The organism is Streptomyces sp. NPDC060184 (assembly GCF_042728795.1).
In the GTDB taxonomy this organism is placed as follows: Bacteria; Actinomycetota; Actinomycetes; order Streptomycetales; family Streptomycetaceae; genus Streptomyces.
Genome location: NZ_JBHWYX010000029.1, coordinates 40,337 through 55,131 on the forward strand (window position 1 = coordinate 40,337; position 14,795 = coordinate 55,131).

The window sequence follows — 14,795 nt, forward strand, 5'->3', positions numbered from 1 at the left end:
CCCCGCCGCGCGCCTCGCCGGAGGAAGCCATGGCCCCTCACCGCTCCTCGTGACCGGTGAGGGGCCATGTGTACGGGCCCTCCGGGTCGTCCAGCCAGGCCCACTGCCGGCCCCGGTCGACGGTGAGGCCGAAGCGTTCCCGGCCGGGGCGCCCCTCGCCCTCCCAGAGGTTCATCGCCTCGTCCGCGCCGAGCGAGCCGCCCGCCAGGGCGAGCAGGAACGCGTAGAGGTCGTTCCCGGTCATGCGCCGGGCCGGACCGCCGTACCGCTCCGGAGTGCCGCGCAGCGGTACGAAGAACGCCGGGGTGTGCAGGAAGTGCCCCTCGGCCCGTCGCCCGCCCGCCGTCTGCCGTACCCGGAGCGAGATCAGCCCGGTGGCGAACGGAGCCAGGATGCGCGCGCCGGGGGCGCACTGGTCGAGCCAGCCCTCCGGGATCAGCGGCAGGGTGCAGGTCGCGATGATCCTGTCGTACGGGCTCCGCCCCGGGCAGCCGCGCGCCCCGTCGCCGGTGACGACGGTGGGGCGGTACCCGGCGGCGGCGAGGTGGCGTCGGGCGGACTCGGTGATCTCCGGGTCGAGGTCGACGGTGGTGATCGCCCTGTCGCCGAGCCGGTGGGCGAGCAGCGCGGCGTTGTATCCGGTGCCCGCGCCGATCTCCAGCACGCTCTGGCCGTCGCGCACGTCCAGCGCGTCGAGCATGAGCGCCATCAGGGAGGGCTGGCTGCTGGAGGAGACGAGTTCGCCGTCCTTCATCCGGGTGGCCAGCGGGCCGTCCGCGTACGCCCCGCGGAGCCACTGCTCGCGGCGCACGGGGTCGGCGTCCTCGCACCAGAGGCGTACGTGGCCGAGGAGCCCGCCCTCGTAGTAGTACGGCACGAACAGGTGGCGGGGCACGTCCTCGAAGGCCGCGCGCCAGGCGGGGTCGCGCAGTCCGCCGCCGGCCACGATGAGCCGCACCATCGCCTGCCGGACCGCCGCCCCCTCGGTCTCGAACGGATCGCGCGCCGCGCGCTCTGGTCCACCCATGTCTCCACTCTCCTGCGGCGGGGCCCCGCGGGCGAGCGGCGGCGGCCCGCCGGGGGCGTCAGGGGGTCGGGTGGGTGGCGTGGGCCACGGCGTACAGGATGTCCCGCAGGCCGGGCAGGGCCTCGCGGTCCTCGCGCCAGACGAGGCGCAGGCTGAGGTCGGGCAGGGGGAGTCCGAGCCGGACCAGGGTGCCCGCCCGGAGGCTGTCGGCGACCGCGAAGTGCGGCAGCAGTGCGATGCCGAGGCCGTGCTCGGCCCAGGCGCGCATCACCGTGACCCCACCGGCCCGGACCCGCTCGGGGCCGGTGCCGAGGATCTGGTCACCGGCCATCCGGAACGAGCACTCCGGGACGTTGACCAGGAGCCGCTCGCGGCCGAGGTCGGCGGGGACCAGCGCGCTCCGGCCGGCCAGCGCGTGGGCCGGCGCGGCGACCAGGGCGAGCGGGACCGGGTCGAGGTCGACGAACGCCAGCGGTTCGGCCGGTGGCGGAAAGCCGAGGCCGCCGAGCTTTTCGCCGGAGTCCAGCAGCAGCGCCGCGTCGAGCCGCCCCGCGACGACGTCGGCGAAGAGCGCCTGACGGCTGCCGTCGGCGTGCACCTCGACGTCGGTCCCGGGCCGCCGCTCGGCCAGCCGGGCGAGGACCAGCGGGACGTGGGAGCCGGCCAGCGTCTCCAGCGCGCCGAGCCGCAGCCTCCGGCGCTCGGCCCGGACGTCGCGGACGGCCTGCTCGGCCGTGTCGAGCAGGGAACGCGCCCAGCCCCGCAGCCGCTGTCCGGCGGCCGTCGGCTCCATCCCCCGGGGCCCCCGGTCGAAGAGGGACACCCCGAGAGCCGATTCGAGGGAGCGGACCTGCTCCGAGACCGACGAGGGAGCGAGGCCGAGCGCGACAGCTGCCGCGGTCACGGTCCGGTGGTCGAAGACGGCGGCGAAGACCCTGAGTTGGCGTAGCTCCATGGCAGAGGAGAACGCGTCGGAGGCTTCGGAGATTCCGAACGCTCCGTGCGGAGAGGCCGGTGGAGCCCGCCCGCCGCGACGGCCAAGGTGGGCTGCCTGCCCCCGAGTTCGCCCGGACGCCCCCGTACGCGCTCCGGCTTCCCGGCCGGGCTCCCCGACTCACTCAGCTCCCTCAGCCCCTCAACTCCCTCAGACCCCCCAGACCCCTCAGACCCCTCAGATCCTGGAGGCCGTCCCGCCATGGCTGTCGTCGAACCACCCGCGTCCACGGGCTACTCAGCCCCGAAGGCCCCGAAAACCACGACGAGCGCGAAGGCACGGCGGGCCCGTGCGCTGACGGGCATTTCGCTGGGCTACTTCATGGTCCTCCTGGACACCACGGTGCTCTCGGTCGCCGAACCCGATCTGGCCTCCTCCCTGGGCACGTCGACGGCCGGACTCCAGTGGGCGGTCACCGGTTACACCGTGGCCTTCGCGGCCCTGCTGCTGTCGGCGGGGGCCGCGGCCGACCGGTTCGGGGCTGACCGGCTCTTCCGGTGCGGTGTCACGGTGTTCGTCCTCGCCTCGCTGCTCAGCTCGGTCGCCCCGGGCCTGACCGCACTGCTTCTCCTCCGGGCGCTCTCCGGCGCCGCGGCGGCGGCGTGCGTACCGGCCTCCCTGGCGATGATCGGCCGGCTCTACCCGGAGCCGGCCGCCCGGGCGCGCGCGATCTCGGTGTGGGCCGCGGTCAGCGGCGCGGCCGTCGCGGCCGGTCCGCTCGCCGGGGGCGCCCTGGTCGGGGCGGCGGGGTGGCGTGCGGTGTTCTGGGCCAACGTGCCCGTCGGGCTGGTGGCGCTGGCCCTCACCCGGACCCGCTCGGTGGCCTGCCCGCGCGGTGACCGCCCCATCGACTGGCCCGCCCAGGCCGCCGCCGCGGTGGCACTGGCGCTGCTCACGGACGCGCTGATCGCCGCCGGGGCGCGGGACGTGGGCCACGCGGTGTGGTCGTCGGCGGGGTTCCTCCTCGCGGCGCTCGCGTTCCTCGTACGCGAACGGGGAAGCCGGTCACCGGTCCTGAACCGGGACCTGCTGCGGTCCGCCCGGGTGCGGGCCGGTCTGCTGGCCGCCGCGGCCGTCGGCTTCGCGCTGGCCGGCGCGCTCTTCGTACTCCCCCTGCTCCTCCAGCGGCAGTGGCACCTGAGCCCGCTGGAGACCGGGCTCGTCTTCCTGCCGCTGACGGTCCCCTTCGCGGCGAACCCGCCGCTGACCGGCCGGATCGTGGCGCGCAAGGGCCCCCGGCTCCCCGTCCTGACCGGTCTGTCCCTGCTGACCGCCGGTGGTGCGGCACTCGCCGGTCCGGCCTTCGCCGGGGGCAGCTTCCTCCTGCTCGCGCCGGGGCTGCTGCTCACCGGCTTCGGGATCTCCTTCGTGCTGCCCGCCCTCGCCGCGGCGGTGGTCGGCGCCGCCCCGGAGGGCACCGCGGGCGCGGCCGGGGGCCTGCTCAACGCGGTCCGCCAGGTCGGCGCCACCCTCGGCGTCGCCCTCATGGGCGCCGTCGCGGCCGGGCACACCGGCTGGTCGCTGCTGCTGTCGGCCGGGGTCTGCGGGCTCGCCGGGCTCGTCTTCGCGTGGGCCCGCCCCGGCGCGGGTCCGAGGGCGGCACGGGGCCGCGGGTCCCAGGGGTCCTAGGACCCCGGACCTGGGCCGGTGCGTCTGCGACCATGGAGACGTGACAGAGAACCCGCGCGACACGCTTCAGGAGCAGACCTTCTACGAGCAGGTCGGCGGCGAGGCGACTTTCCGGCGCCTGGTGCACCGCTTCTACGAGGGAGTGGCCCAGGACCCGCTGCTGCGGCCGATGTACCCGGAGGAGGACCTGGGTCCGGCCGAGGAGCGGTTCGCGCTCTTCCTGATGCAGTACTGGGGCGGCCCCCGGACGTACAGCGACCACCGCGGCCACCCCCGGCTGCGGATGCGGCACCAGCCGTTCCGGGTGGACCGGGCGGCGCACGACGCCTGGCTCGCCAACATGCGGGTGGCCCTGGACGAGTTGGACCTCGCCCCCGAGCACGAGCAGCAGCTGTGGTCCTACCTCACGTACGCGGCGGCCTCGATGGTGAACACGGCCGACTGAGCCACCCCGCCGACGGCGGGCGGACCGGCGGGCAGGGGGTCGTCACACGGGAGTCCCGGCGCGCCGGTTTCGGCGCGTCGTTCTCAGCGTCGGCCGACCGACACCTGGAGCGCCCCGAGCCCGCGGCTGCCCTCGGCGCGCAGCGCGACGGAGCCGTACGGGGTCCGCAGCCGCAGCCAGGAACCCGCGGACAGCAGGCTGACCGGGAAGTCCGGCTGGGGACGGAGGAAGCCGAGCGACTGGGCGGCGTGCACGGCGCGCAGCGGGAGCGGTGTCCCGCCGACCTGCCGGGACCAGATCTCGCGGCCGATCAGTTCGCGTTCGGCGCGGGTACGGCGCTCCTCGGGCAGCGCCTCGTCGCGGGCACGGAACTCTCCGACGGCCGTGGTCAGCGCGGTCCGCAGGTCCTGCGGGCCAGGCAGGCCCGGTATCTCGCGCCAGGGGCCGCGCGGCGGCAGCAGTCCGGTCCAGGGCGGTCCGGTGACGGGGGCGGGCAGGACGCCCGCGCCGCCGTCGTCGTCGCCTGGGCCTTCGGGGTCGAGGGTTTCCAGGAACTCCCCCGCCGACACCGTGACGTCGAAGGTCCCGAAGGTCTCGGGGCTCCCGGTTCCGGCCAGGCGCGCGGTACGGATCGCCAGCACGTCGAACGACGGCGGGCGCCCGAACACGGCCAGCGCCCCGCCGGCCGCCTGGAGGCGGACGGCGGCGGCGCGGTCGTAGTGGAGCAGCCGACCGAGGAAGGCGGCGAGGTCCGCCGCCTCCCTCGCGTCGGCGAAGAGCACGGAGTGCACGGGCATGGTCATGCCGCGGCGGGCTCCTGCTCCATGTACTCCTGGAGGAAGAGCTTCTCCTCGGCGGTGATCCGCCGGGGCCGCCCTTCCAGCAGGTTGTAGGGCACGACGACCGTGGAGGCCCGCACGTACACCAGATCCGCGTCCTTGATCTCGTACGCGATCGTCAGGGACGCCGCGCCGAGCTTGGTGACCCAGGACTCGACGGTGACCGGTGCGTGGCGATGGACCAGCGGCCGGAGGTAGTCGATCTCGTGGCGGGCCACGACGGAACCGCCCGCGAAGGACGGCGAACCGTCCCCGGGCGCCAGCCGGAACATGAAGTCGATGCGCGCCTCCTCCAGGTAGCGGAGGAAGACCACGTTGTTGACGTGGCCGAAGGCGTCCATGTCCGACCAGCGCAGCGGGCAGGGGTAGAGGTGACGGGCCATGGTGATCAGCCCCGGGTGAGCTTCTTGTACGTGGCGCGGTGCGGGCGGGCCGCGTCCGCGCCGAGGCGCTCGACCTTGTTCTTCTCGTACGACTCGAAGTTGCCCTCGAACCAGTACCACTTGGAGTCGCCCTCGTACGCCAGGATGTGCGTGGCGACGCGGTCCAGGAACCAGCGGTCGTGGGAGATGACCACCGCGGCGCCGGGGAACTCCAGGAGGGCGTTCTCCAGCGACGACAGGGTCTCGACGTCCAGGTCGTTGGTGGGCTCGTCGAGGAGCAGCAGGTTGCCACCCTCCTTGAGCGTCAGCGCCAGGTTCAGGCGGTTGCGCTCACCACCGGAGAGCACACCGGCCGGCTTCTGCTGGTCCGGGCCCTTGAAGCCGAACGCGGAGACGTACGCCCGCGAAGGCATCTCGACCTGGCCGACGTTGATGTAGTCCAGCTCGTCCGAGACGACGGCCCAGAGGGTCTTCTTCGGGTCGATGTTGGCGCGCGACTGGTCGACGTACGAGATCTTGACCGTCTCGCCGATCTTGACCGAACCGGAGTCCGGCGTCTCCAGGCCCTGGATCATCTTGAACAGCGTGGTCTTGCCCGCGCCGTTCGGACCGATGACGCCGACGATGCCGTTGCGGGGCAGCGTGAACGACAGGTCGTCGATCAGGACCTTGTCGCCGAAGGCCTTCGAAAGGTGCTCGACCTCGACGACGATGGAACCGAGGCGCGGGCCCGGCGGGATCTGGATCTCCTCGAAGTCCAGCTTCCGCATCTTGTCGGCCTCGGCCGCCATCTCCTCGTAACGGGCGAGGCGGGCCTTGGACTTGGTCTGGCGGCCCTTGGCGTTGGACCGGACCCACTCCAGCTCTTCCTTGAGCCGCTTGGCGCGCTTCTCGTCCTTGCGGCCCTCGACCTTGAGGCGGGCGGCCTTCTTGTCGAGGTACGTGGAGTAGTTGCCCTCGTACGGGAGCGCGCGACCGCGGTCCAGTTCGAGGATCCACTCGGCGACGTTGTTGAGGAAGTACCGGTCGTGGGTGACGGCGACGACCGCACCCGCGTACTTCGAGAGGTGCTGCTCCAGCCAGTTCACCGACTCGGCGTCGAGGTGGTTGGTGGGCTCGTCGAGCAGCAGCAGGTCGGGCGCCTCGATGAGCAGCTTGCAGAGCGCCACGCGGCGCTTCTCGCCACCGGAGAGGTTGGTGACGGGCCAGTCGCCGGGCGGGCAGCCCAGGGCGTCCATGGCCTGCTCCAGCTGGGCGTCCAGGTCCCACGCGTTGGCGTGGTCCAGGTCCTCCTGGAGCTTGCCCATCTCTTCGAGCAGCGCGTCGGAGTAGTCGGTCGCCATGAGCTCCGCGACCTCGTTGAAGCGCTTGAGCTTGCTCATGACGTCGGCGGCGCCGTCCTGGACGTTCTCCAGAACGGTCTTCTCCTCGTCGAGCTTCGGCTCCTGCATGAGGATGCCGACGCTGAAGCCGGGCGAGAGGAAGGCGTCACCGTTGGACGGCTGCTCCAGGCCGGCCATGATCTTCAGCACCGTGGACTTACCGGCGCCGTTGGGGCCGACGACACCGATCTTCGCGCCGGGCAGGAAGTTCAGGGTGACGTCATCGAGAATCACCTTGTCGCCGTGCGCCTTGCGCGTCTTGCGCATGGTGTAGATGAACTCAGCCAAGAGAAACCGTCCGGCAGCAATAGAGGTGTGGGCAGATACACCCCATCTTGCCTGACGACAAGCCCACGGGGGAAACCCGTCCCACCCGGGGCCGCTGACCTGGGCGGCGGCAGGGGCCGGGAGCGGCGACAGAGGCGACATCGCCGGACGAGACGCCACCGGAGGCGGCCGGAAGCCCCCTGCGGGGCGCCTCGGGGGCGTGCGGGTGCTTCGGGTGTACGCGCGAAGGCCCCGTACCCCCGGGAAGTCCGGGGGCCGGGGCCTTCGGTCCTGCGGTCCTGCGGCGGTGCGGCACTCCGCCGCCACGCCGTCGCACCGCTACGGCGCGGTGCGCGCGGTCACCGCGCGCACCCGGCGGTCATCAGGCGCCTGCGGCCGACTTCTTGCGGCGGAGGAAGACCATCGTGCCGATGCCGAGGAGGACGAGCACGACGGCGACGCCCGCGATGACCGGGGTCGCGCTGGAGCCACCGGTGGCGGCGAGGTCGCCCTCACCACCGCCGGTCACGTCGGCGGCAGCGGCGGTCGCGGCGGGGCTCGGCGAGGCGCCGGCCTGCGTGTCGGTGCCCTCGTCGCCGGGGGCCGGGGTGGAGGCGGTGACGCAGTCGAGCACGCCCTTGAAGTTCTGCTTGAAGTCGCTGTCGACTCCGGAGACCGTGAGGTCGTACGCCTTGTCCTCACCGACCGGAACCGACACGGTCTTGGTGCCGCCGGCCTCGACGGTGTAGTCGGTTCCGGCCTCGAACGTGAACGTGAACGGCTGGTCGCCGCTGTTGGTCACGGTGAAGTCCACGCTGCCCTTGGCGCAGTTCTTCTGCGCGGTCACCGCGGGAACCGGGCCCTTGGCGGCCCAGGTGGCGGTGGCCTGCGCGGAGACGACGGACTCGCTGGAGCCCGCCAGGATCTGCGTCTGGCTGGTGGTGGTCACGCCGGTGAAGACACGGCCGACCGGTACGGAGGTGGTGGCCTGCACGGTGAGTGCGGCGGTACCGTCCGCGGCGCCCTTCGGCACGTCGAAGTAGAGCTCGGTGCCGTCGGTCGCCTTCGAGACGGGGTTGCCGTCCTTGTCGGTGATCTTGATGCCGCTGGCGACGGCGTCGGCGGGCGGGGCCACCGCGGCCTCGGCCGCGTCGGTGTGGACGGTGACCGGGCCGAGCAGGCCGCCGGCCTGTCCGGAGACCACGGCCGGGCTCAGGGTGAGCGACGCCTGGGGCTCGGCCGAGTTCTGGGCCGCGCCCTGGAGGTAGTCGGCGAGCTTCTCGGCGTCCTCGTTCACCGCGGTGACGTCGGCCTTGTCCGAGAACCGCCAGATGGCGACCTGGGTGCCGGCGGCGGCGGTGCCCTCGGTCAGCGGGCCGGTGTGGGCGGCCTTCGCGAGCGAGGCGAGATCGTCGACCTGCGGGTAGGAGTGCTCGAGGATCCAGCGGATGCGGCCGGCGTTGTCGTTCTTGCCGAGCGAGGAGTCGGCCCAGGGGGTCTCCTGGTACTGCGCCGAAGGCTGGGTGGGGTTGTGGATGTCGATGCAGTAGGTCTTGAGCTTGCCGCCGCCGTCGACGGTCATCTCGAAGAGACCGGCGGAGACGCGCTGGTCCTTCGCTCCGGCCGTCTTGATCACGGCCTTGTCGTACGTCTTCAGCCCGTCCAGGACGGCGGTCGCGCCACCCTGGTGCTGAGGTGCCTCGTCGGCCGCCGCCGCGCCCGCGCCGGTGAGGGCGCCCGCCGCGACGAGACCGGTGACCAGTGCGGTGGAGGCCAGGCGGGCGAGCCCGTTGCCCCGTCCCCGCACCGGGCGGCGTGCGGCCGGACCGGCGCCGAGGGCCAGGCCGGGCGTCATGTCGGAATCTTGAAGCGCTGAAATCTCAGAAAACGCAGAAGTCACAGAATTCCCCTCCGGGGCGGAGCCCTCGCGCTCGGTGCGCGTGTGGGGAGTGCCCCGCCGAAAGACTCAAGTGCCCATGAGTACGGGGGAATCCTATGGACGGCGGCCAGAACCGCTCCCCCGTCTTACGGTCGTACAACCATTCCGAATCGCAATCGTTATCGCCGCCACTCCCGCCCCACGGAGCGCGACGAAAACCATCAGCACCCCGTCACCAACCGTGCACCGAGCGCACTTCGGCACCCTCAGGTGCTCGACGCCAGCCTCGGGGACCGTTTCTGACGGGCCGTCTGTTGTTTTGGACGCGCTGCCGCGCGCGGAACGCCTGCCGCGCGCGTGCGGTCCGCCTCCTCGCCGGCGGGTGCGATCTCCCAGGAGGGGACGTCACCGACCGGTTCGCTCGCGAAAACCGGACCGTCGGCGTCCTGTCCCCCCGGCCCACCCCGTCCACCTCCGGGGCCCCCGCCTGCGCCGGTACCCACGCCCGTACCGACACCCGTCCCCACGCCCGCGCCGACCGCCGCACCCGCCCCCGCACCTGCGGCCGGGCCTGCCTCCATGCCTGCCTCCGCCCCGAACGGCGGCTCGCGTCGTGTCGCGCGCCGGAACGCGGCGGAGCCCCGGTTCAGGTCGTGTCCCACCGCCACCGCCTCGACGTCCACGAACGTCCGTCGCGCGCCTTCGCGTTCCTCCTCCCGCACCTTCAGCCGGCCGTGCACCAGCAGCGGTTCGCCCACGGAGACGGAGGCGGCCACGTTCGACGCGAGGCCCCGCCAGGCCCACACCGTGTAGAAACTCGTGTGCCCGTCGGACCAGAGCTGCTTCTCCCGGTCCCAGCGGCGCGGTGTCACCGCGAGGCGGAACCGCGCCGCCCCGCCCGAGGCCGTCTCCCGGAACTCCACCCCCGTCGCCGCGTTGCCGACCAGGGTCACCAAGGTCTCGTTCATGTCCTGTCCCCCGTCTTCGCTTCCTGTCCCCGTGCGGGCGAGCCCGCGTGTGCCGAACAGCCGGGGTGCGCGAGGCCGATCCACGTACACCTCCCGGAACGCGGGAGAGCCCCGCGCACCGGTGGGTACGCGAGGCTCTTCCCCCGCTCCCCGTGCTGCGCCTCCGCCACCGGGCCGGGTGCGGGCCGGTGCGAGGACTCCATGCTGGACGAGGTGCGGCGATCCTGCCGGGGCCTGTGGATTACCGGCCGGTTGTGGACAACTCCGTCACCGCCCCGTACCGCTCCCGCACTTCGCGGTACCGGGCGAGTTCGGCGGCCACCGGGTCGAGGACCCGGGCGCGACCGCATCCGGCCGCCGCGTCCCGCAGCCGCCGCTCGACCTCCTGCCCGTACCGCCGGGCCGGTCCCCGCGCGGCAGCCGCGCACGCCCACTCCACCAGGGGCCCGCCGACGACCCCGGCGAGCATCACGAGCGCGGGGACGACGAGTCCCGGTTCCAGCACCCCGGCGATCTGGCCGACCAGCCACAGCCCGCCGAAGATCTGCAGAAGCGTCATGGACGCCTGGACCACCACCGCCGCAGGCCACCACCTGGGGCGCGGCGGCCTGGCGGGCCGGCCGAGCAGCACGGGCGAGCCCTGAACGCTCCCGACGCCGGTCGCCGCACCGGCCCCCCGGGACCGGTTCCGTCCGAACCGCCCGAGGCCGCGCGTACGGCCGCCCCCGCCCGGTCCGCCCGCTCCATCCGGCCCGCCCGGCCCGCCCGCCCCCGAGGCCCCGTCCACCGCGCCCGTTCCCGCCGCGCCGGTTCCCGCCGTGTCGGCCACCGCTCCGGCCCTCCGGCCGCGGGCGGGGGCGGTCGACCTCGTCGTGCCCGCCAGCTCGTCCAGCGCCTCGGACAGCCCCTTCGCCCCGTTGTACGCGGCCTCGCGCACCGCCTGGGCCCACGGGTCGGGGAGCCCTCCGGCGGCGTCGTCGGCCACGATCCGTACCGCCTGCTCGACGCGCTGTCGCGCGGTCGCCTCCTCTTCCTCGCGCGCGGGCGTCAGGACCTGACCGATGCGTTCCAGGCCGCCGAGCCTGCGCGTCGACTCGTACCAGCGCCAGAGCCGCAGCCACGGAGTGCCGCAGGCCCGGCCCGCGTTCCGGCGCCACTCCCGCTCGGCCGCCTGCCCGGCCGCCGAGGCGCCGACCGCGTCCGCGAGCCGGTCGGTGAACTCCTCCCGGGCCCGCTCGCCCAGCCCGGAGCGCCCCTCCGCGACGTACACCGGGCGCAGCCGTGCGGCGGCGGCGTCCACGTCGGCGGAGAGCCTGCGCTGTGCGGCCGTACGCTCCTGCACGAACTTCCCCAGCAGCTCGCGCAGTTCGCCGATGCCTTCGCCAGTGAGGGCGGAGAGGGCCAGCACGGTGGCGCCGGGGTCGCCGTGCTCGCCCACCGCCATGCCGTCCTCGTCGAGCAGCCGGCGCAGATCGTCGAGGACCAGATCGGCCGCCTCACCGGGCAGCCGGTCGATCTGGTTGAGCACGACGAAGCTGACCTCCGCGTGACCGGCGAGCGGGCGCAGATAGCGCTCGTGCAGGGCCGCGTCGCCGTACTTCTCCGGGTCGACGACCCAGATCACCGCGTCGACGAGGGCGAGGACCCGGTCCACCTGTTCCCGGTGCCCCGCGGCGGCCGAGTCGTGGTCGGGGAGGTCCACCAGGACGAGCCCCTGGAGCGCCGCGTCGGCAGCCGCCGTCCCCGACTGGGGCCTGCGGCGGAGCCGTCCGGGGATCGCCAACCGGTCGAGGAGCCCGGCGGCCCCGTCCGTCCAACTGCACGCGATCGGGGAGGAGGTGGTCGGCCGCTTCACCCCGGTGTCGGAGATCTGCGCTCCGGCGAGGGCGTTGAAGAGGGAGGACTTCCCGCTGCCCGTCGCTCCGGCGAGGGCGACCACGGTGTGCCGGGAGGAGAGCCGCTGCCGCGCCGCGGCCTCTTCGAGCACCCGGCCCGCCTCGGCGAGCGCTCCCTGCTCGATGCGCGCGCGGGAGAGCCCGACCAGCTCGCGCAACGCTTCGAGCCGCGGCCGGAGCGTGCCGCCCGACGATACGTACGCTTCCACCTCGGGCCCCGGTTCGTCCTCCGGCACAACCGGCTCGCGCTCGTCGGCCTTGGCCCGGGCCGCGGCCCGGCGGGCGATGAGCCCGTCGTCCCAGTGCGAGGGCACACCCGCCGGGGTGACCGCGATGTCCCGCGGGTCCGGGTCACCGACCGCTTCGGGGGCGCCCGCTTCGGAGGCACCCACTTCGGAGGCGCCCACTTCGGAGGCGCCCATTCTCTCCTCCGCCACGTCCGGTGCGAACGGTGCGTTCACAGGCCTGGCGGCGTCCGATGCGTCCGCAGGCCCAGCGGCGTCCGTGCCCGCGTTCCGATGCGCGTTCCGGTCCGGGCGCCGGTCCGGGTGCCGTGCCAAGTCCCGGGCAGCACGTGCGGCCCCCGGCACCTTCGGATCGCCGACGGTGGGGGCCTCGGGCTCGTCGTCCCCCTCGGACCCCCCCGACGCCCCCGCCACCCCCGGTGTCACCGACGTCACCGAGGCCGTCGCGCCGCTGCCGTCACAGCCGCCCGCGTCCCCCTTCTCCAGGCTCTTCCCCCGGCCCTTCTCCGCGTCCGTCCCCTCGTCCCTCCCCGGGTCACTCCCCGGCCGCCCCTTCCCCCGGCCCTGATCGCCCTGCTCCCGATCCTGATCCACGACGGCAGTCATCGCTGCCTCCTCTCCCTCTGCAACACGGACAGTGCGGCGATCAGCTCCGCCTGCGGCTCCGGGGCGATGTCGAGCGCGTCGAGCGGGGCGAGCCGCCGTTCCCGCTCGACCCGCAGCACCTGGTCCAGATAGCTGGTGAGCAGGGACCCGCCCTTGTCCCGCAGCCTCAGGGCGCCCTGGGCGCCGATGCGTTCGGCGAGCTGCTCCCCCGCGCTGCGGGCCCGGCGCCCGCCGAGCAGGGCTGCGGCAAGGAGCGCGGCGACGGTCTCCGGGTCCGGCGCGACACTGCGGTCGAGCCGGCCCACCTCCTCCTCGGCCAGTTCCTCGACGACCCGCCGCCACCGGCGCACCGTCACGGCGATCCGGCCCTCGACGTCCTCCGTCGGCCCCCAGCCGCCGCTCTCCCGGCCCGCGCCCTCGAAGCGGGACGCCGCCGCGGCCGGATCATGTCGCCAGGCCGTACGGATCTTCTCGTCGGCGGCGGCGACGGCGCACTGGATGAGTGCGACCAGGCTCTCCACCAGCGCTTCCAGCACCTCGCAGGCCGAACTGTCCAGCGGGTACCCGCGCCAGCGCGTCCGGGCGTCGCCCGCGAGCACGGCACCGTTGCGGAGCCGGCGGCGGATGCGCTCGGCCTCCTTCTCGTACGCGTCCTCCACCGCGCCGGTGAGCCGTACGGCCGCCGCGTACTGCTGGGCGACGGCCCCGGCGAGCGCGGGCATCCGTACGTTCAGCGAGTCGATGACCCCGGACGCCGTACGCCCCACGGCCTGCTGCCGGGCGGCCGGGTCCTGGGCCCGGTGCGTGAGCCAGGCGCGCAGCGGAGCGACGGCCGTCGTGGGCAGCAGTCCACTCGCGCCACCTGCCGACTCGGGCAGCTCGGGGATGGTGAAGCGCGGTACGTCCCCGAGCCCGGCCCGGGTCATCAGCGCCGCGTACTGGCGGGAGACCTCGCCCACCACCTGGTGCGGCACCCGGTCGAGCACGCTGACCAGCGAGGCGTCATACTCCTTCGCCGTACGGAGCATGTGCCAGGGCACCGCGTCGGCGTACCGGGACGCCGTGGTCACCATCACCCACACGTCGGCCGCGCAGATGAGCTCGGCGGCGAGGGCCCGGTTGCGTTCGACGAGCGAGTCGATGTCGGGGGCGTCCAGCAGCGCGAGCCCGCGCGGCAGGGTCAGCGCCGTCTCGACCCGCAGTTCCTGGGCCGCCCCCCGGGCCCGCCCGACGCCCGCCTCCTCGATCCCGTCCGCCCCGGCCCCCCGCCCCGGCGGCAGCCAGACCCGGGTCAGCTGGGGCAGCACCCGTACGTCGGCGAACCAGTGGTGGTCGTCCGGGTGGCAGACCAGCACCGGCGTCCGGGTCGTCGGCCGGAGCACCCCCGCCTCGCTGACCCGGCACCCGACGAGCGAGTTGACCAACGTCGACTTCCCGGCCCCGGTGGACCCGCCGATCACCGCGAGCAGCGGCGCCTCCGGAGCCTTGAGCCGGGGCAGCAGGTAATCGTCGAGCTGCGCGAGGAGTTCGTCCCTGGTCTGGCGGGCCCGTTCCGATCCGGGGAGCGGTAGGGGAAGACGCACGGCAGCGACACGGTCGCGCAGGGCGGAGAGTGCGTCGATGAGCTGAGGCCGTACATCCATGGTCACCACATGCGAAGAATGCCCGCTTTTAGCGCCTTTTTGAAGCGTATGGCCACCCGTGCGCGGCGGTTCCACCCCGAGAGCAGGCGGGACGCGCACAGCGTGGGCATAACGAGTGCACAACACCCGCGCGATCCGGCCCGAAAACCGGTGCGCGATCCGTACCTAGCTGCGATTATCGGTTCGCTTCACCGAACCTCCACAAGGTGCCACGCAGGCGAAGCAACCGGGACACCGCGACAAGAGCCCTATCCTTGTCCCGGCACGGCGAGGGACTCCCCCACCACAGGGCTCCCGTCCGCCACGGCCCACACCCGGCCCCCGTAGCTCAGTGGATAGAGCAGGCGCCTTCTAAGCGCTTGGCCGCAGGTTCGAGTCCTGCCGGGGGCACTGCCGAGAGCCCTCCCTGCCGGGAGGGCTTTTCGCTGGTCAGGGCGGGTTTTGGTGGGGGTGGCGAAGCCCCGGCACCTCCCTCGATGATCAAGGTCGGACACCGGGGCTGTACGGCTGTCACCGGGGTTCTGCGGGTGACCGAGTCGGATACGGGCCCAATTGACTCAATCGGCCATCTCGCGAACGGGGCCCTAGTACTC

10 protein-coding genes, 1 tRNA gene and 1 pseudogene are annotated in these 14,795 nt (G+C 73.7%); 3 read left to right on the forward strand and 9 right to left on the reverse strand.

What is annotated here, in order from left to right; genetic code table 11:
• Nucleotides 1-37: 37 nt before the first annotated feature.
• Together ACFWEE_RS20060 and ACFWEE_RS20065 are read right to left on the reverse strand one after the other, a co-directional pair.
• On the reverse strand, nucleotides 38-1,027 hold the full coding sequence (locus ACFWEE_RS20060) for a methyltransferase domain-containing protein (protein ID WP_386890790.1): 990 nt from the start codon (nucleotides 1,025-1,027) through the stop codon (nucleotides 38-40).
• Between the two features lie 58 nt (nucleotides 1,028-1,085).
• Nucleotides 1,086-1,982: a LysR family transcriptional regulator gene (locus ACFWEE_RS20065; protein ID WP_386890791.1), complete on the reverse strand. Its 897-nt coding sequence runs from the start codon at nucleotides 1,980-1,982 to the stop codon at nucleotides 1,086-1,088.
• 240 nt (nucleotides 1,983-2,222) lie between these two features.
• Here ACFWEE_RS20065 and ACFWEE_RS20070 point away from each other — a divergent pair, with 240 nt between their 5' ends.
• Together ACFWEE_RS20070 and ACFWEE_RS20075 are read left to right on the forward strand one after the other, a co-directional pair.
• Nucleotides 2,223-3,650: an MFS transporter gene (locus ACFWEE_RS20070; protein ID WP_386890793.1), complete on the forward strand. Its 1,428-nt coding sequence runs from the start codon at nucleotides 2,223-2,225 to the stop codon at nucleotides 3,648-3,650.
• Nucleotides 3,651-3,690: 40 nt separating this feature from the next.
• On the forward strand, nucleotides 3,691-4,095 hold the full coding sequence (locus tag ACFWEE_RS20075) for a globin (protein ID WP_327175860.1): 405 nt from the start codon (nucleotides 3,691-3,693) through the stop codon (nucleotides 4,093-4,095).
• An 83-nt stretch (nucleotides 4,096-4,178) separates the two neighbouring features.
• Here ACFWEE_RS20075 and ACFWEE_RS20080 read toward each other — a convergent pair whose 3' ends face one another.
• The 7 genes and pseudogenes from ACFWEE_RS20080 to ACFWEE_RS20110 all read right to left on the reverse strand — a co-directional run bounded on the left by ACFWEE_RS20080 (nucleotide 4,179) and on the right by ACFWEE_RS20110 (nucleotide 14,202).
• Nucleotides 4,179-4,898, reverse strand: a complete 720-nt coding sequence (locus ACFWEE_RS20080; RefSeq protein ID WP_386890794.1) for a hypothetical protein — start codon at nucleotides 4,896-4,898, stop codon at nucleotides 4,179-4,181.
• Nucleotides 4,895-5,317, reverse strand: a complete 423-nt coding sequence (locus tag ACFWEE_RS20085; protein ID WP_386890795.1) for an acyl-CoA thioesterase — start codon at nucleotides 5,315-5,317, stop codon at nucleotides 4,895-4,897. Before ACFWEE_RS20085 ends, ACFWEE_RS20080 begins: the two co-directional genes overlap by 4 nt.
• A gap of 5 nt (nucleotides 5,318-5,322) precedes the next feature.
• Nucleotides 5,323-6,987 (reverse strand): energy-dependent translational throttle protein EttA, encoded by a 1,665-nt coding sequence (gene ettA, locus ACFWEE_RS20090; RefSeq protein ID WP_386890796.1) that lies wholly within the window; start codon nucleotides 6,985-6,987, stop codon nucleotides 5,323-5,325.
• A gap of 361 nt (nucleotides 6,988-7,348) precedes the next feature.
• Entirely contained in the window at nucleotides 7,349-8,821 is a 1,473-nt protein-coding gene (locus ACFWEE_RS20095; protein ID WP_386890798.1) for a Cys-Gln thioester bond-forming surface protein, read from the reverse strand.
• A gap of 626 nt (nucleotides 8,822-9,447) precedes the next feature.
• Nucleotides 9,448-9,813 (reverse strand): annotated as a pseudogene (locus ACFWEE_RS20100) (single-stranded DNA-binding protein); the annotation flags it as partial.
• Between the two features lie 241 nt (nucleotides 9,814-10,054).
• Entirely contained in the window at nucleotides 10,055-12,130 is a 2,076-nt protein-coding gene (locus ACFWEE_RS20105; protein WP_386890800.1) for a GTPase, read from the reverse strand.
• 425 nt (nucleotides 12,131-12,555) lie between these two features.
• Nucleotides 12,556-14,202: a dynamin family protein gene (locus ACFWEE_RS20110; protein ID WP_386890802.1), complete on the reverse strand. Its 1,647-nt coding sequence runs from the start codon at nucleotides 14,200-14,202 to the stop codon at nucleotides 12,556-12,558.
• 317 nt (nucleotides 14,203-14,519) lie between these two features.
• Between ACFWEE_RS20110 and ACFWEE_RS20115 the strand changes: the two genes are divergently transcribed.
• A tRNA-Arg gene (locus tag ACFWEE_RS20115) sits at nucleotides 14,520-14,592 on the forward strand.
• Nucleotides 14,593-14,795 lie beyond the last annotated feature (203 nt).